At 72.4% G+C, this 19220-nt stretch carries 19 protein-coding genes; 8 read left to right on the forward strand and 11 right to left on the reverse strand.

Annotation, left to right across the window (positions count from 1 at the left end; all coding sequences use genetic code 11):
• The first annotated feature begins 117 nt into the window (after positions 1-117).
• A complete protein-coding gene (locus VN461_06610; GenBank protein ID HXB54437.1) occupies positions 118-1410 on the forward strand; it encodes a class I SAM-dependent methyltransferase in 1293 nt (430 codons plus the stop codon).
• Positions 1411-1432: 22 nt separating this feature from the next.
• Positions 1433-2743, forward strand: a complete 1311-nt coding sequence (locus tag VN461_06615) for a glycosyltransferase (GenBank protein ID HXB54438.1) — start codon at positions 1433-1435, stop codon at positions 2741-2743.
• 4 nt (positions 2744-2747) lie between these two features.
• On the opposite strand, the gene VN461_06620 is transcribed toward VN461_06615, so the two are convergent.
• Positions 2748-3110 (reverse strand): PilZ domain-containing protein, encoded by a 363-nt coding sequence (locus VN461_06620; GenBank protein ID HXB54439.1) that lies wholly within the window; start codon positions 3108-3110, stop codon positions 2748-2750.
• The gene (locus VN461_06625) at positions 3107-3829 is read right to left on the reverse strand and encodes an SUMF1/EgtB/PvdO family nonheme iron enzyme (GenBank protein HXB54440.1); all 723 of its coding nucleotides are present in this window, start codon (positions 3827-3829) and stop codon (positions 3107-3109) included. Before VN461_06625 ends, VN461_06620 begins: the two co-directional genes overlap by 4 nt.
• A gap of 138 nt (positions 3830-3967) precedes the next feature.
• Between VN461_06625 and VN461_06630 the strand changes: the two genes are divergently transcribed.
• Positions 3968-5608: a M20/M25/M40 family metallo-hydrolase gene (locus VN461_06630; GenBank protein ID HXB54441.1), complete on the forward strand. Its 1641-nt coding sequence runs from the start codon at positions 3968-3970 to the stop codon at positions 5606-5608.
• Positions 5609-5659: 51 nt separating this feature from the next.
• On the opposite strand, the gene VN461_06635 is transcribed toward VN461_06630, so the two are convergent.
• From VN461_06635 to VN461_06670, 8 genes are all read right to left on the reverse strand, one after another.
• On the reverse strand, positions 5660-5878 hold the full coding sequence (locus VN461_06635; GenBank protein HXB54442.1) for a hypothetical protein: 219 nt from the start codon (positions 5876-5878) through the stop codon (positions 5660-5662).
• 83 nt (positions 5879-5961) lie between these two features.
• Positions 5962-7308 carry a circularly permuted type 2 ATP-grasp protein gene (locus VN461_06640; GenBank protein HXB54443.1) on the reverse strand — a complete coding sequence of 449 codons (1347 nt, stop codon included), beginning with the start codon at positions 7306-7308 and terminating at the stop codon, positions 5962-5964.
• A complete protein-coding gene (locus VN461_06645) occupies positions 7293-8582 on the reverse strand; it encodes a dihydroorotase (GenBank protein HXB54444.1) in 1290 nt (429 codons plus the stop codon). The genes VN461_06640 and VN461_06645 overlap by 16 nt, the downstream gene beginning before the upstream one ends.
• Positions 8579-9514: an aspartate carbamoyltransferase catalytic subunit gene (locus VN461_06650; GenBank protein HXB54445.1), complete on the reverse strand. Its 936-nt coding sequence runs from the start codon at positions 9512-9514 to the stop codon at positions 8579-8581. Before VN461_06650 ends, VN461_06645 begins: the two co-directional genes overlap by 4 nt.
• Complete coding sequence (gene pyrR / locus VN461_06655) at positions 9511-10128, reverse strand: bifunctional pyr operon transcriptional regulator/uracil phosphoribosyltransferase PyrR (protein ID HXB54446.1); 618 nt, start codon at positions 10126-10128, stop codon at positions 9511-9513. The genes VN461_06650 and pyrR overlap by 4 nt, the downstream gene beginning before the upstream one ends.
• On the reverse strand, positions 10129-10260 hold the full coding sequence (locus tag VN461_06660) for a hypothetical protein (GenBank protein HXB54447.1): 132 nt from the start codon (positions 10258-10260) through the stop codon (positions 10129-10131).
• A gap of 45 nt (positions 10261-10305) precedes the next feature.
• Positions 10306-10989, reverse strand: a complete 684-nt coding sequence (locus VN461_06665) for an HAD hydrolase-like protein (protein HXB54448.1) — start codon at positions 10987-10989, stop codon at positions 10306-10308.
• An 11-nt stretch (positions 10990-11000) separates the two neighbouring features.
• Positions 11001-12833 (reverse strand): alkaline phosphatase family protein, encoded by a 1833-nt coding sequence (locus VN461_06670; protein ID HXB54449.1) that lies wholly within the window; start codon positions 12831-12833, stop codon positions 11001-11003.
• Positions 12834-12908: 75 nt separating this feature from the next.
• Here VN461_06670 and VN461_06675 point away from each other — a divergent pair, with 75 nt between their 5' ends.
• From VN461_06675 to VN461_06695, 5 genes are read left to right on the forward strand one after another with little or no spacing between them, the layout of a single operon-like run.
• The gene (locus VN461_06675) at positions 12909-13751 is read left to right on the forward strand and encodes a dihydroorotate dehydrogenase electron transfer subunit (protein ID HXB54450.1); all 843 of its coding nucleotides are present in this window, start codon (positions 12909-12911) and stop codon (positions 13749-13751) included.
• Positions 13748-14689, forward strand: a complete 942-nt coding sequence (locus tag VN461_06680) for a dihydroorotate dehydrogenase (GenBank protein HXB54451.1) — start codon at positions 13748-13750, stop codon at positions 14687-14689. Before VN461_06675 ends, VN461_06680 begins: the two co-directional genes overlap by 4 nt.
• Positions 14686-15381, forward strand: a complete 696-nt coding sequence (pyrF, locus tag VN461_06685) for an orotidine-5'-phosphate decarboxylase (GenBank protein HXB54452.1) — start codon at positions 14686-14688, stop codon at positions 15379-15381. Before VN461_06680 ends, pyrF begins: the two co-directional genes overlap by 4 nt.
• Positions 15382-15419: 38 nt before the next feature.
• Complete coding sequence (locus VN461_06690; protein HXB54453.1) at positions 15420-17360, forward strand: FTR1 family protein; 1941 nt, start codon at positions 15420-15422, stop codon at positions 17358-17360.
• Positions 17361-17368: 8 nt separating this feature from the next.
• Positions 17369-17626, forward strand: coding sequence for a glutaredoxin family protein (locus tag VN461_06695; GenBank protein HXB54454.1), 258 nt, complete (start codon positions 17369-17371; stop codon positions 17624-17626).
• Between the two features lie 63 nt (positions 17627-17689).
• On the opposite strand, the gene VN461_06700 is transcribed toward VN461_06695, so the two are convergent.
• Positions 17690-19201, reverse strand: a complete 1512-nt coding sequence (locus tag VN461_06700; GenBank protein HXB54455.1) for a hypothetical protein — start codon at positions 19199-19201, stop codon at positions 17690-17692.
• Positions 19202-19220 lie beyond the last annotated feature (19 nt).

The following is a 19220-nucleotide window of genomic DNA, read 5'->3' on the forward strand; positions in this document are numbered from 1 at the left end:
AGGAGCCTCAAGACACGGGCGTGGCGCCGCTACCCCGGCCACGAGCGCGGCGCCGCGGAGAGGCGCCCCCGCTCTCGCGGCAGCGCGCCCCCCCAAGGCGGAGGGGCTTAGCTGCCCTTGCCAAGCGCGAGCGACGACCCGAGCCTGGACGCCTTGCGTCAGAGGCTCGACGCGGAAGAGGCGGCCTACGCCGAGCTGCTGGCCGCGGTCGATCGTCTGGCTTCCTTCCCCCTTCCTGCGGAGGCGCTGCCCGATCTGCCCGCCCGGGTTGGTCTCCTCAACATGCTCTGGGAGGCCCCGCCCCCGCCCCCGGGGTCGGGGTTGGGAGGGAAGGCCAGGAGGTGGGTCTGGGAGGCGCTGGCCCCCGCCCGCGCCCGTCAGACCGAGTTCAACGCCGCCCTCGTCCAAGTCCTGAACGGCTACCTGGAGGAGACGGGCCGGCTGCACGCGCGCTTGCGCGAGCTCGCCTCCGCCCTCGTCCACTATCTGCAGCGCGTCCTCCCTCTGGTCGACCTCCGCGACCGCATGGCCTCCGCCCTCGCGACCACGCGCGCGGAGCTGATTCTCGAGGCCTTCGACCGGCGACAGGAGTCCCAGGCCCGGCGGCTTCAGGGCCTGCTCGCCCTGCGCGACCGCCTGGAGACCGTGTCCGCGGAGGTGGACGCCATTCGGGGAGCGCTGGGAGCGGGGGCGCCGCCCCCGGCCCTGGCCATGTCGGCGCTGCGCGCGGCGGAGGACTCGGCCTACACCGCGTTCGAAAACCGCTTCCGCGGCAGCCGGGAAGAGATCCGGGAGCGGCTCGCCGGCTACGCCGCCCTCTTCCAGGGTCTCGCCCCCGTCGTGGACCTGGGCTGCGGCCGCGGGGAGTTCCTGGACGTGCTCCGGGAGCGGGGCATCGCCGCCCGCGGCGTGGAGGGGAACGCGAGCGCGGTCCAGCACTGCCGGGACCGGGGCTTCGAGGTGGTCTTCGGCGACCTTCTGGCCTTCCTCCACGCCGAGCCCGCGGGTGCCCTGGGGGGCGTGTTTGCGGCCCAGGTGGCCGAGCACCTCCCCCCCGCCGTCCTGGGGCAGATGCTCAAGGAGGCCCACCGCGCCCTCCGGCCGGGCGGGCTCCTCCTCCTGGAGACCGTGAATCCGCGCTCGGTGGTGGGCTTCCTCGAGGTCTACAACCGCGACCTCACGCACGAGCGGCCGCTGCATCCCGACACGCTGAGCTTCTTGGCCGCGGCCTCGGGCTTCACCGACGTGCGCGTGGAGCTGCGCTCTCCCGTGGACCCCTCCTCCCGCCTCCAAGCCATCCCCCCCGAGGGCTTGCCCGAGCGGGCGGCCACGCTCCTGAACGAAAACCTGGAGCGGCTGAACGGCCTGCTCTACGGGCCCCTGGAGTACGCGCTCATGGCGCGTCGGTAGAGGAAGGTCGGGGCCGACTCTCATGCGCCTCGCCTTCCTGACCCCCCTCCCCCCCGCCTCCACCGGCGTCGCCGACTACAGCGCCGAGGTCCTGGCCCGGCTCGCGGAGCGTCACGAGATCGACGTGTTCCACGGGCAGGACCGCTTGGACCCCTCCCGCATCCCGGGGCCGTGCCGCGTCCACCACGCGAGCGGCTTCCTGAATCGTCACGCGCAACGGCCCTTCGACCTCGCGATCTACCAGATGGGGAACGGTCTCGATCACGCTTTTCTCTACGAACCGCTGGCGAGGGTCCCGGGCCTGCTCGTCCTGCACGACCTGGTGCTGCACCACTCGCGGGCCCGGATGTTCCTGGACGCGCCGGAGGTGGTGGCCTATCGCCGCGAGCCCTCGAGCCCGGGGCGGCGCGACGCCGCCCGACCCCACCTCCAGGCCTACCGCGACGAGGTCGCCTACTCGTATCCCGGGCAGGCGGGCCGCCTGGACGAGGCCCACCTCTCCACCCTGGGCCGCCTCCTCCCCTACGCCTTTCCCCTCTTCCGCATCCCGGTGGAGGCCTCCCGCCTCACCGCCGCCCACAACGACTTCGTGCTGGAGTCGGTTCGGTCGGAGGTACCGGAGGCGGAGGTGGCCCGGATCCCCATGGCCGCGGAGAGGGCGGCGGTGGCACCCAGCGCGGTCCTTGAGCTGCGCGCGCGCCTGGGCATCCCCGCCGGAGCCTTCGTAGTGGGAACCTTCGGCCTCCTCACCCGGGAGAAGCAGATCGAGACCCTGGCGAGGGCGGTGGCGCGGGCGGCGGTCGCGCTCCCCCATCTGTGGCTGCTGCTGGTGGGACCCGTGCCCGACCCCGGCCGTCTCACCCGCCTCCTGCTCGAGCGGGGGGTGCGGGAGCGGACGATCGTGACCGGCCCCGTCCCCTTCTGGACCCTACCCGCCCACATGGAGGCGGCCGATCTCGTCGTTCACCTGCGCTACCCCACCGCGCGGGAGACTTCGGCCGCCCTGCTGCGGGTCCTGGCCCAGGGCCGCCCCACCGTGATCTCCGACCTCGAGCATCTCGACGACGTTCCCGCGGGGGCCGCGGTTCGCGCCGACGTCACCGACGAAGAGGGCGAGGTGACGCGGGCCATCCTCCGGCTGGCCGGGAGCCCGGCGGCGCGGGGCGAGCTCTCGCGGCGCGCCCGCGCCTTCATGCGCCGCGAGCATTCCTTCGCCCGCTCTCTGGAGGGGTACGAGGCGGCGATCGAGCGCGCCCGGGCCCGCCCGGACCCCCCGCCTCGGCCGTGGCCCGCCCACTGGCCGCGTCCCCGGCGCCCCGGGGAACCCGCCTAGACGCTCAGGTAGAGGAGACGGCGTCCCGGGCCTCGGCCAGAACCTGGACGAGCCGCGCCCGAACCCTGGGCGCGATCCGGGTGAACTCCAGGCCCACGCCGAAGCGCCGGCGATCGCCGGTGGTGCCCAGGGCGCAGGCGGCCACGCGCGCCTCCACGTCCGCCTGCTCCCCGGCCACGATCAGGCGCAGCTTCAGGACGGAGTCCATCTCCAGGGCGAGGGGCGACTCGATCATCATTCCGTAGGAGCTCACGCGCACGAGCTCGGCCCCCACCACGGAGACGAGGGGGACCCCATCCCGGGCGGGGATGCGGAGGGCACGCCGCCTCTCCAGGCCCTCGGGTCCGAACGCTCCACGCTGCCTCAAGAGACCTCGCGCAGCACGCGGAACCCGTAGTCCGCGTATCGCATGCTGGGAAGGAGGCTGCTGCGCGCGGCGGGGGAGGACCAGCGGACGCGGTGGCGCCACGATCCCCCCCGGCTCGACCGCCGCTCGCCCTCCGCCGGCCCCCGGAGGTTTCGCGTCGGCCCCGCCCGGTAGAAGTCGGCCCGGTACCAGTCCAGGCACCACTCGTGGACGATCGTGCCCATGTCGAAGAGGCCATAGCCGTTCGGCGTCCCCTGTCCCACCCGCCAGGGGCCGGAGAGGGCGCCCTCCGGCACCTCTCCCGGCGGCAGCGCCGCGCCCCAGGCCGTGGCCGCCGAGGCCAGGCCGCCGCGCGCGGCCCGCTCCCACTCCGCCTCGGTGGGGAGACGCCAGCGCCCTCCCACCGTCCGCGAGAGCCAGGAGCAGTAACCCGTGGCATCGAACCACGAGACGCCGACCACCGGCTGCTCGGGGGCCCAGAATGCGGGATCGGACCACCAAGGCGGGGCCTCCACCCGCCCCCCGGCCAGGAACCGGGCGTAGGCGAGCGTCGTGACCGGGGTCCGCCCGATGTGGAAAGCGGGAACCTCGACTTCGTGGACGGGGCGCTCATCGTCGCGGCCGTCGTCCGAGCCCATGCGGAAGCGTCCGGCGGGGACGAGGGCGGTCGAGGGAGCGAGCGGAGACCGACCGGGCCGGGGCAGAGAGGCAATCGCCATGGCGACCCCTTATTCTAGAAGTGTCTCGGTTGTGGGTGTCCTCGATCCGTCATCATAACTAATAGTGGACGCTAGTTATGGCATATACTATAACATAACACTCTAGGTGTTTCCAGTTCTACCAAGCGAGGACCCCAGATGAGACTGCTTCTGGTCTGCGCCCTGGCCACCTTGACCGCACTCGGTCTGGCCGCGTTCCGGCCGGCCGTGGTGACCCCCCTGGAGAGAGCGGCCGCCCAGTCGATCCGCGCCGAGCAGCTGCGCGCGGACGTCCGCTTCCTGGTGAGCGATCTCCTCGACGGTCGTGGTCCGGGGAGCCGCGGAGACCGGTTGGCCCAAGCCTTCATCGCCGCGCGGATGGAGGGCATCGGCCTCGAGCCCGGCGCTCCGGATGGCTCCTGGTTCCAGCCCTTCGACATCGTGGGTGTGAGCAGCCGGCCCGCGGGGCGGATCCTCCTTGCGCGGGGGGCGGTGAAGGAGGAGCTGTGGCCGCTCGAGGACGTGGTGGCCGCCGCGGGGGTTCCGTCTCCGGAAGCGCGGATCGAAGGGGCGGAGATCGTGTTCGGGGGCTACGGCATCGTGGCCCCGGAGTTCGGCGGGGACGACGACAAGGGAGCCGATCTCAGGGGCAAAGTCCTCTTGATGATGAACCGCGAGCCCGAGAGCGGCCCCTCGAGCTTCGCGGGCGGGGGGCGGCACCAATGCGGGCGCGGGGACGAGAAGTACGACCTGGCCGCGAAAATGGGGGCCGCGGGGGCGATCCTCATCCACACCGCGCGCTCTGCCGGCTGCCCCTGGTCGCTCGTCGAGTCCTCTTGGGGCGGAGAGCAGTTCAGCTTGCCGAGCGAGGGCGGCCCCCAGCTCCGCGTGAAGGCCTGGATCACCGAGGAGGCCGCGAGACGAATCGCTCGCCTCTCCGGCCAGGACCTGGACACGCTCCGGCGGGGCGCCGAGAGGAGGGACTTCCGCCCCCTGCCCCTGGGCGTAGCCTTGACCCTCGCCTTGCGGAGCGAGGTGAGGCGCGGGCAGACGGCCAACGTGATCGGCCGGCTGCCCGGCAGCGACCTGGGCCTGTCCCGGGAGGGGGTCGTCTACACCGCCCACCACGACCACCTCGGGGCTAAGCCCGGCCCAGACGCGAGCGCGAGCGCCGCCTGCGACCACGCCTCCGGGGTGGCCGTCCTCCTGGCCATCGCCGAAGCCATGAAGGCGTTGCCGCAGACCCCGCCCCGCACCACGTTCTTCGCGGCGGTGGGAGGAGAGGAGTGGGGCCGGCTCGGCTCGCGGTACCTCGCCGGGCGGCCTCCCCTGCCCGCGGGGCGATTGGCCGCGGACATCAACGTGGAGGGCATCGCGATCGGGGGGAGAACGCGGGACGTCACGCAGATCGATCGGGGCCAGTCCTCCCTCGACGATTGGGTCGAGGCCCTGGCCGCCGTCCAGGATCGCCACGTGGTCTCTCCTCCGTCCCCGGACGCATGCTCGCTTCCCGACCCCTTCAGCTTCGCCCGCATCAGAGTTCCGGTGGCGTCCCTCGGCTCGGGCACGGAGGCCATCGGCCAGCCGGCGGGCGGGGGTCAGAAACCAGACGAGACCGGGAAGGCCGAGGCGTCTCGTCGGCTCGCAGAGGATGGGGACTTCGCGGGAGCGGTGGAGGACGCCCAGCTCCTCTTCTACCTGGGGGTCAAGGTCGGGAGCGCCACCCCCCGACCGACCTGGCGGGGGAGCGACGAGTTCAAGGCCACGCGGGAGGCACGGGCCGAGCCGGGGATACGCTGACTCCCCCGCTTCCGCCCCGCGATGGCCACACCGCCCCGCCCGCGGCGGGGATCAGGGATGGGGGGCCACGCCGGCCCGTCGGTGCGCGCGGTGGGCACGGTGAGAGCGCGCTCGGGCCCCCCGGTGCTTGCTCGAGCGGTGTCGCCGCGTCGCGCGCGTGCGGTTGCTCCGGGTAGACGGGGAGCGACGCGAGGCGGCCCGGGCGGCCAGGACAAACGGCCCCCCCAGCAGTCCCAGGACCAGTCCGAGACAGACGAGCTTGCGGATCATCAGCACCTCTTAGGAACCCCCAGATATTGACATGAAGTAACATCCTAAGCAACTGAGCCTATCTAGCTGTCACAAAATGTAAATCAGGTGGAGCCCACCACGAAGATCGGGACGCTTCCCCCCCCCGCGCTGACGTTGATCACGCTGCTGCGTGACACCCGCGTGACCGCCCCCACCTCGGCCCCCGTGACGTAGAAGGGGTTGGTATTGACCTTGAGGAACTCGAACTTCAACTCGCCGCCCGTGAGCACCGGGAAGGGCTCCTCGGGGATCGTCACCCGCTCTTGCACCACCCAGGGCTCGGCCAGGCCCGCCCGGACCGCCCCTTCCCATAGGGCCGGCTCCGTGTCGTCGCCCACGAGCACGGACTGCCCTCCGTACCCATGGGCGGGCTTCAAGACCAGGCTCCGGCGGTTCGCGAGGACATGGGGCAGCAGATCGATCTCTTGCCCGTCCTTCAGCGTGCGCCGCTCCTCCACCTTTCGAGTCCAGGGGGTGACCCGGGCCACGAACGCTCGCTCGTCCTCGCTCAGAAGGGAGGCGAAGGCCTCGTCGGTGAGGAGGGCGAGGAAGGCCTTGTCTTCGGAGAGCCGGCAACGGAAGGAGTTCACGAAGGGGACGAGGCCAAGGCGATAGGCGCTCAGGAAGGGGCGCACCTCGTCCTCGCGCTTGAGGAGCTCCGAGAGCACCACCCGGCGGTAGACGACATCCACGAGGCGGGAGCCGGCCCGGAGGCGCCCCCCGAGAACCGTCATCTCGCGGGGATCGGCGAGGAAACAGTCGACGCCGCGGGCGGCAAAGGCCTCGCGCAGGATTTCCTGGTCCGCCCTCGTCTTCACGTCCGCCCAATCCGCGATGGCCACTCCCGGCCGCCCCGCCCCGGGATCCCGCAGCGCCCCCAGCACGGCCTGGACGAGCCCCTCCTCCGAGGGCTGGTAGGCGAGGGGCGTCTCGAGGGCAAACGCCCGGAAGACCGGGAGCTCCGAGAAGACCTTGGCCATGCGGTCGCTGTAGCCAAAACCGGCGGGGGCGTCGCTGTTGATCTCGATGAAGCGGGGGCCGGTGGGGGTGAGGAAGGCGTCGAGCCGCGAGACCACCACGTCGGGCTCCCCCGGGTCCACGGCCAGCCAGCGCGCCTCCGCGGCCGGGGTGCCCAGGAACGCGCACAGCCGGCCCACATCCCCCAAGAACGCGCGCCGGGCCACTCGCGCCGCCAGCTCGAGCAGGCGCCGCCCCTCCGCCCGCAGGGCCTCCCAGGCGGTCCGCTCCACGAACTGGGGCCGAAGGAAGCTCGCCATGGGCGCCCGGTCGAAAGTGACCCCCGCCCGCGAGAGCTCCTCAGTAAGCCAAGCGGCCTGTTCGCGCGCGGCGGCGGGATCGGCTTCCAGGCGACGGTTGTAGGCGCGGGCGGCGGCTAGCGCTCCTTCCACATCACCTTTCCGGCCACGATCGTCATCACCGGCCCGCCCTTCAGGATCCAGCCCGCAAAGGGGGTGCTGCGCCCCTTGCTCTCGAAGCGGGCGGGGTCCACCTGCCGCTTGCGCTTGAGGTCGAGCACGGTCACGTCCGCGGGGGACCCGGGGGCGAGGCTCCCCCCGGGCAGGCCCAGGACGCGCGCGGGGTTGGTGGAGAAGAGGGCCACGAGCCGCCGCAGGTCGATGAGTTCGGTCGCCACCAGTCGGTCCAGGCAGAGGGCCACCGCCGTCTCCAGGCCGACGACGCCGAAGGCGGCCTGGTCGAACTCCACCTTCTTGTCGTCCACGGTGTGGGGAGCGTGGTCGGTGGCGATGCAGTCGATGGTGCCATCCGTGAGCCCCCCCAGGAGCGCCCGCCGGTCCGCCTCCGCGCGCAGGGGCGGGTTCATCTTGGTGGAAGTGTCGTACTCCGTGTCCCTCACCGCCTGGTCGGTCAGCAACAGGTGGTGGGGGGTGACCTCCGCGGTCACGGACACGCCCCGGGCCTTGCCCCGGCGCACCGCCTCCAGAGAGGCGGCCGCGGAGAGGTGGGCGATGTGGACCCGGCCCTCCGTCAGCTCGGCGAGGAGGATGTCCCGCTCGACCATGACCGCCTCCCCCACCGCGGGGGCGCCCCGCAGGCCGAGCAGGGTGGAGACCGGGCCCTCGTTCATGGTCGCCCCCGCGCTGAGGGTGGGCTCCTCGCAGTGGTCGATCACGACCAGGCCAAAGGCCCGCGCGTACTCGAGGGCGCGCCGCATGACCCGGGCGCTGGCCACCGGCCGGCCGTCGTCCGAGACCGCCACGCACCCGGCCTCCCGGAGGTCGCCGTATTCGGCCAGCTCCTCCCCCGCCGAGCCCCGGGTGATGGCGCCGATCGGGTAGACGCGGACGACGCCCTCCGCGCGCGCCCGCTCCAGGATGGCGCGCGTGATCCCGGCCTGGTCGTTCACCGGCTCGGTGTTGGGCATCGCGCAGACGGCGGTGAACCCGCCGGCGGCGGCGGCGCGGGTGCCGGTGGCGATCGTCTCCTTGTCCTCGCGACCGGGCTCGCGCAGATGGGTGTGGAGATCGATGAAGCCCGGGCAGACCACGAGGCCCTTCACGTCGATCACGGTGGCCCCGCGCGCGGCCAGCCGAGGGCCCACCTCCTCCACCACCCCCTCCGCGAGCCGGACATCCAGCCGCGCGTCGACCTTCCGCGAGGGATCCACGACCCGCCCGCCCTTGAGCAGCACCCGGGGGGTCACGAGGCCGCCCCCGCGCCGCCCCCGAGCAGGAGGTAGAGCACGGCCATGCGGACGGCCACCCCGTTGGTGACCTGGTCCAAGATCACGGAGTAGGGCCCGTCGGCCACCTCGCTCGCGATCTCCACCCCGCGGTTCATGGGGCCGGGGTGAAGGATCAGCACGTCCTTCTTGGCCCGCCGGACCCGCTCCTCGGTGAGGCCGAAGCGGTTGAAGAACTCCCGGGGGGAGGGGAGGTAGCCGCCCGTCATCCGCTCCCGCTGGATCCGCAGCACCATGATCGCGTCCGCCCCCTCCACCGCCTCCTCGATCCGCCAGGTGACGGGGGCCAGCCGCTCGATCCCGGGGGGCACCAGGGTGGGAGGGGCGCACAGCACGACCGAGGCCCCCATCTTCGAGAGCAGCCACAGGTTCGAGCGGGCCACCCGGCTGTGCAGCAGGTCCCCTACGATGGCCACCCGCAGACCCTTGAGCCGCCCCTTGCGCTGGCGGAGGGTGAGGGCGTCGAGGAGGGCCTGGGTGGGGTGCTCGTGGGCCCCGTCCCCCGCGTTCACGATCGCGGACCGGCAATGCCGGGCCAGGAAGTGCGGGGCCCCGGAGGAGGCGTGGCGGATCACGATCATGTCTGGGTTCATGGCCTCGAGGTTCTTGGCGGTGTCGAGCAGCGTCTCTCCCTTCTGGACGCTGGAGGTGGCGGTCGAGATGCTGAGGCTGTCCGCGGAGAGGACCTTCTCCGCGATCTCGAACGACGAGCGGGTGCGCGTGGAGGCCTCGTAGAAGAGGTTGACCACGGTCTTGCCCCTGAGCACGGGCACCTTTTTGATGGGGCGGTCCAGCACCTCCTTCAGCCCGTCCGCGGTGTCGAGGACCACCTGGATATCGGCCGGCTCCAGGGGCTCGATGCCCAGGAGATGGCGGTGGGGGAACGCGCTCACTTCCCTCTCCTTCCCCGGGCCCGCCCGCGGCGGGCCCCCCCCCGCTGGGCCCGCCGGGCCCGGCGCTCCAGGAGCAGGACCCCGTCCCTTCCGTCCTCCTCCCGGAGAAGCACCTGCACGATCTCCTGCCGCGCCGTGGCCAGGCTCCGACCCGCGTAGTCGGCGCGGATGGGGAGCTCGCGGTGGCCCCGGTCCACGAGCACGGCCAGCTCGATGCGGTCGGGGCGGCCGAAGTCGATGAGCTGGTCGAGGGCGGCGCGCACCGTGCGCCCGGTGAAGAGCACGTCGTCCACCACGATCACCGTGCGGCCGTCGATGGAGAAGGGGATCTCGGTTCCCTTGGTGATGGGCTGGCTCGCGATCATCGTGAAATCGTCGCGGTAGAGGGAGATGTCCAGGGCCCCCACCGCGGGCTCGACCCCGCTCGCCTCCCGGAGGAGACCGGCCAGCCGGCGGGCGAGGGGCACCCCGCGGCTGCGCACCCCCACCAGCACCACCCCCCGCATGTCGGGGTGGCGCTCCAGGATCTCGTGGGCCATGCGGGCCAGGGTGCGGGCCACGCGGCCCGCGTCCATGAGAACTGCCTTCTCAATCTGGGGAGAGGGGCCGGCCATTCAAGCCACCCGGGCCCCGTCCGGCACCGGAAGCTCGGGGAGGACGGTCTTGGGGGCCCCCTTCAGGAGCCGCGCGGACACGATCGTGCCGACCCGGATCTGCAAGCTCAGGAAGTCGTCGAGGCTGGCCAAGGCGGGCGGATGGTACCGCGCCCCGCTCCCACGGACAAGCCTTGCTCATGCGGGCTCCCCCAGGATCGCGCGCAGCGCCACCTCGGTTTGCGAGAAGTCGTCGAGGAGCGCGTCGGGGGACTCCGCGGCCAGGCGCTCTTGGGGCGTCCGCCCCGTGGCCACCGCCACCGCCCGCACGCCCAGGCCACGCCCGCAGAGCACGTCGTGGATGGAGTCCCCGACGACCACCACCCGCTTCCCCGCGAACTCCAGCCCGGTGAGGTCGCGCGCGCGGGCCACGGCCAGGGCGGGCAGGCGATAGCGGTCCTCGTGGTCGGAGCCGAAGGCCCCGAAGGGGAAGTGGCGGTTGGCGCGGAGGGGCGCGAGCTTGGCCCGCGCACAGGGCTCCAGGTTGCCGGTGAGGAGGCCAAGCGTGACCCCCCTCGTCGCGGCCAGGGCCTCCAGGAGGGGGCCCACGCCCGGCTTGGCCACCACGTCCTCCGGGCGCAGGAGCTCCAGGAGCCGCGAGCGGTACCGCTCCAGGGCGGTTGAGCGAAGGGCCACGATCTCTTCGTCCAGAAAGCCGGCCCCCCGCATGAGCTCGCGCACGATCTGGGGATCGGTCTTCCCGGAATAGTCGTATCCGGCGACGGGGCCCACGGCGCCGAACGTCTCCTGGAGCGCGTCCTCCAGAGCCCGCGAGGAGACCCCTCCCGCGGAGAGGAGCGTGCCGTCGATGTCGAAGAGCACGAGCCGTGGGGTCAGGGGCTCTCCTCGGGCAGGGGCGGAAGGTCGTCGAGGCTGCCCCCGGCCGTGATGGGGGTGATGGCGAGGCTCTCGTAGCTGGGGATGAAGGTGACGGGGTGGGCCTGGGCGAAGTCCTCGTCGACGATCTCGGTCAGGACCCGCCCCTCCATGTCGCGGGCCACGGGCAACCCGATCAAGTAGAGGAGGGTGGGTGCCACGTCGAGGACGGAGGCGCTGCCCAGCACGGCGCCCGGTCGCACTCCGTCCCCCACCGCCATCAGGAACCCGTCCGGCGCGCCCGCGTGGGTCCCGCTCATGCCGGAGCCGCCGGTCGCCCCATCCAGGAGCCGCCGCCAGAGGGGGACGGGCTCCATGCCATAGCCGGACACGACCACCAGGATCTCCCCCGGGCGCAGCTGCTTCTCCGTCTCCCCCACCCATTGGCTGAGCAGGGCCTGATAGCGGTCGAGGACCCGCCCGTAGCGCCGCGTCTCTTGGGCACGCACGTCGCCGAAGCTCTCGGGATGGGCATAGCGCAGGAAGGCGTGGCCGACCACGTCCAGGCCGTAGAAGTAGGTGGCAAAGAAGGGGGGGTCGTAGGCGGCCCTGAGGACGGAGCCCGCCCGCCGGTAGGTGAGGTCCGGAGCCAGGGCCCGCTCCACCAGGTCCCGCCGCCAGGGAAGGTCGTCCCCCCCGGAACGCAGGGGGGGCTCGACGAACTCGGAGAGCAGGGCCTCGTCCACGTCCCCCGCGGGCACGGAGCGGGACTTGACCTCCGCGATCAGGTCGCGGGGGTAGAGGGTGTCGGCGGCCCGGACCGGATCGTCGCGGAGCAGGTGGAAGTAGGGGGAGAGCATGAACCCCTGCACGCGCTCCGGCGGGTAGGTGCCCCAGATGCGAACGATCCCGGTGGGGATGCCGAAGGCGTTGAGCGCGTTCCACAGGGCCCGCCGCTTGCGGGCGGTGGAGGTCACGGGCCGGGTGGAAACGAGCCCCACCCGCTCCAGGAGCCGGACCAGAGCCCCCTTGGGCAGGAGCTCGTAGGTGGTGGTGGAGCCGAGCACCCGGTAGGTGGCGAAGCTCTTCACCCCATGGTCGCGGGGCAGGCGCCCGGTGAGTATGGTGGTCCAGACGGGCGGCCCTTCCGTGGGGCGCAGGGTGGCGAGGGGCCCCCCCGCCCCTCTCTTCAGGATGCGCGCGAACGCGGGCAGGTTGCCCTTGGTCACGCCCGAAGCGACCACGTCCGGGCCGAGGCCGTCCACACCCACGAGGAGGACCCGCCGCGTGGGAGTGATGGTCTCCGTGGCCAGGGGGAGGGGGCGGGCCTCGGCCGCGGGGAGGGGACGCAGGGCCAGGGGAAGGATCACGGCCGCGGAGGGGGCGAGGACGACGAGGGCGGCGGAGAAGCCGCGGCCCCGGCGGGGGAAGAGAAACAGGTCCACGCCCACCGCGAGAAGGACCAGGAGGGCGGCGGAGACGGCCAGGCCGGACGCGAAGAGGCCACGGAGGAACTCCACCGGGATCGAGTGGCGGTAGCTGAGCAGGTTCATCCAATAGAGGGCGGCCGCGGCGGAGAGGGCCAGGAAAGCGAGCCCGGGGAAAAAGGGGAGCCCCGAGAGCAGGGGTGGGGAGGGGCGGGAACCCCCCAAGAGCGCGTGGAAAAGGAGAGCGAGGAGCGCGAGGCCCGCGGTGCCGACCACGAGGTAGGGGAGGAAGAAGGAGACCAGGAGGGCCAGGGCCTCCCCGCGCAGCCGGATCCCCGGGTTCAGGAAGAGGGTGAGCGCGACCAGGTCCGCGGCCAGGATCGCGGCCGCCGCGGCCGCGCTGCCCAGGGTTCGCCGGAACATCAGGAGAGCCTACCCGATTTGGCGCGCCCTCGCCCCCGTCGACGAACCGCGCCGCCGCCGGTTATCATCGGGGGAATGCCCGCCGACGAGCCCGCTCCTCTCCTCGCCCGCGAGCCGCTGGAGGGCGCCTACGTGCTCCTCACCTTCCGGCACGCGGAGACGGCCCGCGCCGCCCGCGCTGGCCAGTTCGTGATGATCAAGGCGGGCACGAGCCCCGAGCTTCCCCTCCGCAGGCCCTTCTCGGTCATGAGCGTGGACCGCGCGCGGCAAACCTTCACCCTCTTCCTGAAGGCGGTGGGGCCGGGGAGCCGGGCCCTGGCCGGCCTGCGCGTGGGGGAGGTGGCCCAGTGCCTGGGACCCCTGGGCCGATCGTTCCCGCCCCCGGGCGCGGGGGAGGAGGCCTTGCTCGTGGCCGGCGGCTACGGGATCGCCCCCTTCCGCCTCTTCTGCGAAGAGCTCGGCACCGGCCCCCGGGCCCGCGTGTTCTACGGCGGCCGCACCGGTCACGATCTGCAACTGCGCGACCGCTTCGCGGACCTCAAGGTGCCGCTCCTGCCCGCCACCGAGGACGGGAGCGTCGGCCACCGCGGGCGGGTCACCTCCGCGCTCGAGGCCTACCTGGACGGGCGGCCAGGCCCGGTGCGGCTCTACGCCTGCGGCCCCCCCGCGATGCTCCAGGCGGTGGCGAGCTTGGCCGGCGAGCGGGGCCTCGAGGCCTCGGTGAGCCTCGATCCCTGGATGGGCTGCGGCCTCGGCACCTGCCTGAGCTGCGTGGTCTGGACCCAGGAGCGGGAAGAGCCGCGGCCCCACTACCGCTGCGCCTGCACCGAGGGCCCGGTCTTCGACGCCAAAACCGTGGTCTGGCCGGGAGAGGTGACGTCGCTCGCCCGGCGGCGGCCGGAGAGGTCCCCCGCGTGAACCTCTCCGTCGAGATCGCGGGCCTGCGTCTCAAGAACCCCTTGATCGCCGCCTCCGGCACGTTCGGGTACGGGGTCGAGTACGAGGGGATCTTGGATTTGTCCCGTCTCGGCGGCCTCGTCTCCAAGGGGCTCTACCTCGAGCCCCGCGACGGCTGCCCCCCCCCGCGCATCGTGGAGACGCCGTCGGGGCTCCTGAACGCGATCGGCCTCCAGGGGGTGGGCGTCCGGGCCTTCGTGCGAGACGTCCTGCCCCGCCTCCTCGTCCACGACACCGCAATCTTCGTGAACGTCTGCGGCGACACCGTCGAGGAATACGCGGAGGTAGCGCGTATCCTGGAAGACGCGCCGGGGGTGGCCGGGCTCGAGATCAACATCTCCTGCCCCAACGTCAAGAAGGGGGGGATGGCCTTTGGTGGCGATCCCCGCATGACCCATGAGGTGGTGGCGGCGGTGCGCAAAGCCACCCTCCGGCCCGTGATCCCGAAGCTCTCGCCCAACGTGGCCGACATCACCGTCTTCGCGCGGGCGGCCGCGGAGGCGGGCGCGGATGCCCTCTCCTGCATCAACACCCTCCTGGGCCTGGCCATCGACGTGGAGACCGCGAGGCCCGCCCTCGCCTTCGGCACCGGGGGCCTCTCGGGTCCCGCAATCCGGCCCCTGGCCGTGCGGATGGCCTGGCAAGCGGCCCGCGCGGTCAAGATCCCCGTCATCGGCGTGGGGGGGATCGCGTCCGCCCGCGACGCGCTCGAGTTCCTGATCGCGGGCTGCCGGGCCGTTCAGGTGGGGACCGCGAACTTCGTCAACGTGGGCATCTACGATCGGATCCTCGCCGACCTCGGCCACTACCTGGAGCGGCACGGACGGACGGACATCAATGAGGTCGTGGCCACCCTCTCCTATCCCGATTCGGCCCCGGCGCCCCCGAGAAGCGAATGACGCCCCGGGAGCGCCTGATCGTGGCCCTGGACCTGCCCGGCCGCGAGGAGGCGCTCGCCCTCGTCGGCCGCCTGGCCGGCCGGGCGGGGATGTTCAAGGTCGGAAGCCGGCTCTTCACCGCGGCGGGGCCGGACCTCGTGCGCGAGCTTTTGGCCCGGGGCGAGAAGGTCTTTTTGGACCTCAAGTACCACGACATCCCCGACGTCGTGGGCGCCGCCGTGGGCGAGGCCGCCCGCTTGGGGGTGTCGCTCCTGGACGTCCACGCCCTCGGCGGCCCGGCCATGATCGAGGCGGCGGCGGGGGCTCTGCCCGCCCTCGGCACGCGCCTTCTGGCCGTGACCATCCTGACCAGCCACGACCAGCCGGACCTGGACCAGGTCGGGATCGGGGGGCCGCTCACGGAGTCGGTGCGGCGCCTCGCTCTGCTGGCCAAGGCCTCCGGAGTGGACGGTGTGGTGGCCTCGCCCCACGAGGCCGCTCTCCTCCGCGAGGCGTGCGGTCCCCAATTCCTGATCGTGACCCCGGGCATCCGGCCGGCGGGGGCGCGGGCCGGCGACCAGGCGCGCGCCGCCACCCCCGGCGCCGCCCTGGCCGCGGGAGCGGACTACCTCGTGGTGGGCCGGCCCATCACCGAGGCCCCGGATCCGTCCGCCGCGCTCGAGGCCATCGTCCGGGAGATGGAAGCGGTTTGACCCCCTCCCCCCCGCTCTGGTACGCTTGGAAGTTGAAAATGAAATTGAAATTCAATTTCATTATGTCCCTCGTCCTCCTGGCCAGCGGCCTCCTGGCCGCTTGCGCGGGGGCGCCCGCGGCCCCCCAAGCGCCCGCCGCGGACGGGGGCGACGGCCAGCGCCTGGTCGCTCTCCTCGACTACATCAGCGGCGACTACCGGCGCGCGGTCCGCGGCCGGCAGGTCCTGGTGGTGAGCGAGTACGAGGAGCAGATCCGGTTCGCGGGCGAGGCCCGCGGACTGGCTCGCGGCCTCCTGGGCCCCTCCTCCTCCCCGGACGATCCCCTCCTGACCGGGCTCGCCGAGGTGGAGGCCCAGGTCCGGGCGAAGGCGGAGCCGGAAGCAGTGGCGGAGGTCTGCCGGTCGGCGCGCGAGCAGGCGGTGGCGCGCTTCAGCCTCCGCACCATGCCCGTCGAGCGGCCCTCCCTCCCCCGCGCCCAGCGCCTCTACGCCGAGTCCTGCACCCCCTGCCACGGCGCGCAGGGGAACGCCGACACCGAGCGGGCCCGTTCCTTCAACCCTCCCCCCGCGCGCTTCCGCGACCCCTCCCGCCTGGGCGAGATGTCTCCCTACCGGATCTACAACGCGCTCACCTTCGGCGTCCCCGGCACGGCCATGGCCTCCTTCGACAGCCTGTCCCCCGCCGACCGCTGGAGCCTGGCCTTCTACGTCTTCCGGCTGGGGCACGAGGGCGAGAGGGCGGGAGCCCCCGTGGCCATGACCCTGGCCGACATGGCCGGCCGCTCCGACCTCGAGATCGCCGCCGGCCTTAAGGCCGAGAAGCACCCCGACCCCGACGGTGCGCTCGTCTACCTGCGGCGCGAGGCGGCCTTCACGGAGGCGCCGGCGGGGGTCGGGATCGACCGCACGCGGGAGATGGCCCGGCAGGCGGTGCGCCTGTACACCCAGGGGCGGGCGCGCGAGGCGGACCGCCTGGCCCTCGACGCCTACCTGCAGGGCTTCGAGCCGCTGGAGATGCGCCTGCGGGCCCGGGACGCCGCGGGCACGCTCCAGGTGGAGACCGGCTTCCGCGACCTTAGGGCCTCGATGGTTCAGGGGGAGACCGCCGATCGTGTGCGGGCCCGGGGCCAGGCCCTGGATGGCCGGCTGGCCTGGCTGGGGGAGGGAGGGCGGCGGCCCCTCGTCCCCCTGGCCGCGGGCTTCCTGATCTACTTCCGGGAGGGCGTCGAGGCCGCGCTCCTCGTGGGCGCTCTCCTGGCCGGCCTCAGGCGCCTCGGCCGCCCCGAGGCCGCGCGGTACCTCCACGCGGGCTGGCTTCTGGCCCTGCCCGCGGGCGTGGTCACCTGGTGGGTCTTCGACCGCGCCATCTCCCTGGGCTCGAGCCAGCGCGAGCTGATGGAGGCGCTCGTCGCCCTCCTGGCCGCGGCCGTGCTCTTCTCGGTGAGCTTCTGGATGATCTCCAAGGCGGAGTCCCGCCACTGGATGGGCTACCTCAAGCAGAAGCTCGAGGCGGGGCTCTCCCGCCGCAGCCTCCTCGTCCTCTCCGGCCTGGCTTTCCTAGCCGTCTATCGGGAGGCCGCCGAGACCATCCTCTTCACTCAGGCCCTGCTCCTGGAGTCGGAGCTCCATCGGGCCGAGGTCTGGACGGGGGCGCTTCTGGGCCTCCTGGCGGTGGTGGTGGCGGCCGTCCTCATGAACCGCACCGTCCTGCGTCTGCCCCTCGGTCCCTTCTTCGCGGTCTCCAGCCTCCTCCTCTGCGGCCTCGCCATCTCCTTCGCGGGGACGGGCATCTACCAGCTGGTGGCGACGGGCTACCTGACCCCGCGCCCGGTGCCCTTCCCGGAGGTGCCCTGGATGGGCATCCATCCCGACCTGACCGGCCTGCTCGTTCAGCTCACGATCCTCCTCATCATCGCGGGGGCGGGGCTCCTCACCCTCCTGCGGCGGCCCCTGGCCCAGTCCGGCGGTCACGCCGCCTGAAGCCGACGGTGTCCCCGCCCACCCTCACCCTGCTCGGCAGACCGGACTGCCGTCTCTGCCATGAGATGCGGGCGGTGGCGGAGCGGGTGCTCCTCGAGCCCGCCCGGGTCGTAGAGCGGGACGTCCGCGAGGACCCCGAGCTCGAGAAGCTCTACCGGCTGGAGATTCCGGTGCTGCTTTGGGGAGAGCGGGAGGTCGTCCGGCACCGCGTGACGGAGGCCGAGCTCCGCGGGCGGCTGCAGGAGCTCGGCTTCGGCCGCCCCTGAGGGAAAAAAGACGGCGTGCCCCAGGGGGGCACGCCGTCTTTGCCATCGCTGGCTTTTTGGTCGCTACTCGTCGGTGCGGAAGGTGAACACCACCCGCTCGCCGGCTCGGCCGCTCAGGCGGAAGACGACCGCCTCGCCCGAGATCTCGGCCACGCTTCCGGCCAGGACGCGCAGGCTGCCGGGAACCAGGTTGGCGGTGGCTCCGAGCTCGAAGCGCCACGTCCCGGGCTTTCCCGCCCCCTGGACGAGCTGGGCCTCGACCCGGTTCTCGCCCCGGCGGCCCGCGGCCAGCGCCGTGGACCCGCCCGGGCCCGCGAACGCCGCGGTCTCGCCGTTGACCATCACCTGACCGCTCGCTCCCTCGACGTCGAGCTGGCTCGCCCAACCGATCCGGCGGGCGAGGGCGGTCGTGGGTTGGGCGGTCGGGGAAACCGATGCCAGGCAGGGGGTGTCCTTCGAGACGCCGCTTGCGGCCACGGGGAAGAAGCAGGGCTGGAACGGCATGCGGACCTGGAAGTCCTCGTGGGCGTTGGGGGCGTTGCCGGGGGTGTTCTGCGTCTCCACCCTCATGCGCACGTCATAGACGAAGGTGATGGTGAAGACGGGCACGAGGTTTCCGCTCGCTCCGATGTTTCCGTTCGCATGCTGGCCGCCGAAGGGTGTCGTGATCCCGGTGACGGGGGTGAAGGTGATGGGAACGTCGCACTTGCCTCCCAGAGTCGTCGGAAAATTGGGCGGGGGCGGGATGGGACCGGGAAAGTTCGTCTCCACGTGCAGGTTCACGTCCACGTTGTAGGCGAGCTTGCCTGGTCCCGTGCTCTGGCACATGTCGAACTCGACTTGCTGGGCCTGGAAGGGATTGAAGAAGGGCAGGTTGATGGGTGAGCCCTGCTCGACGCCGCCCAAGCGGACATGGAAGGAGGCGTTGAAGGGCACGGCGGGCAGGGTGGTCGTGGTGGTCGTGGGCAGCGCGGCGGGCGCGGTGGTCGGCGGCGAACCCGCGGTCTGCGTCGGCGAGGGCGAATTGCTGCTGCGGGTGGCCAGGGCGACGCCGCCCCCCACCACCGCCGCTCCCCCCACCGCCGCCAGCACCGTCGCCGTCCCGATTCCCGCCGCCGCAAACCCCGCGGGCACGGCCGGAAACACCGCCCCCGGGGCGCTCGAGGCAAAGGGAGCCACGGGGGTGTCCTTCTGGCACTCGCTCTCGCTCTTCACTACCAGCGCCTCGTTGTCCACCGTCCGGTTCTCCAGGAACTTCTGGTCGAACGCGTCCACGTAGTACTGAATCTTCTTCCCGATAAGCTCCTTCCTGGGCTTGGGAAGAACCCCCGCGTGGCAGGGCGCATCCGCCTTCATCTCCACGTAGTACCAGTTCGGCGGTCCCTCCTCCGCCCGGAAGTAGACCCTCGCCCGGGCCACCTGGCCCGCGGGCGAAAAGCAGGCGTTCATCTTCGGATACTTTTCGGCCACGATGCACCCGATGGCTTTGTGATCGATCGTCAAGCCCTGCGCCCGCAGTGACCCCGGCAACAGCATCAAGAGCAGCGCGACTCCATTAACGGTGGCTCGCTTCATCGTTTAGCCTCCCCAGGCA

It is taken from the genome of Vicinamibacteria bacterium (assembly GCA_035570235.1).
GTDB lineage: Bacteria > Acidobacteriota > Vicinamibacteria > Fen-336 > Fen-336 > DATMML01.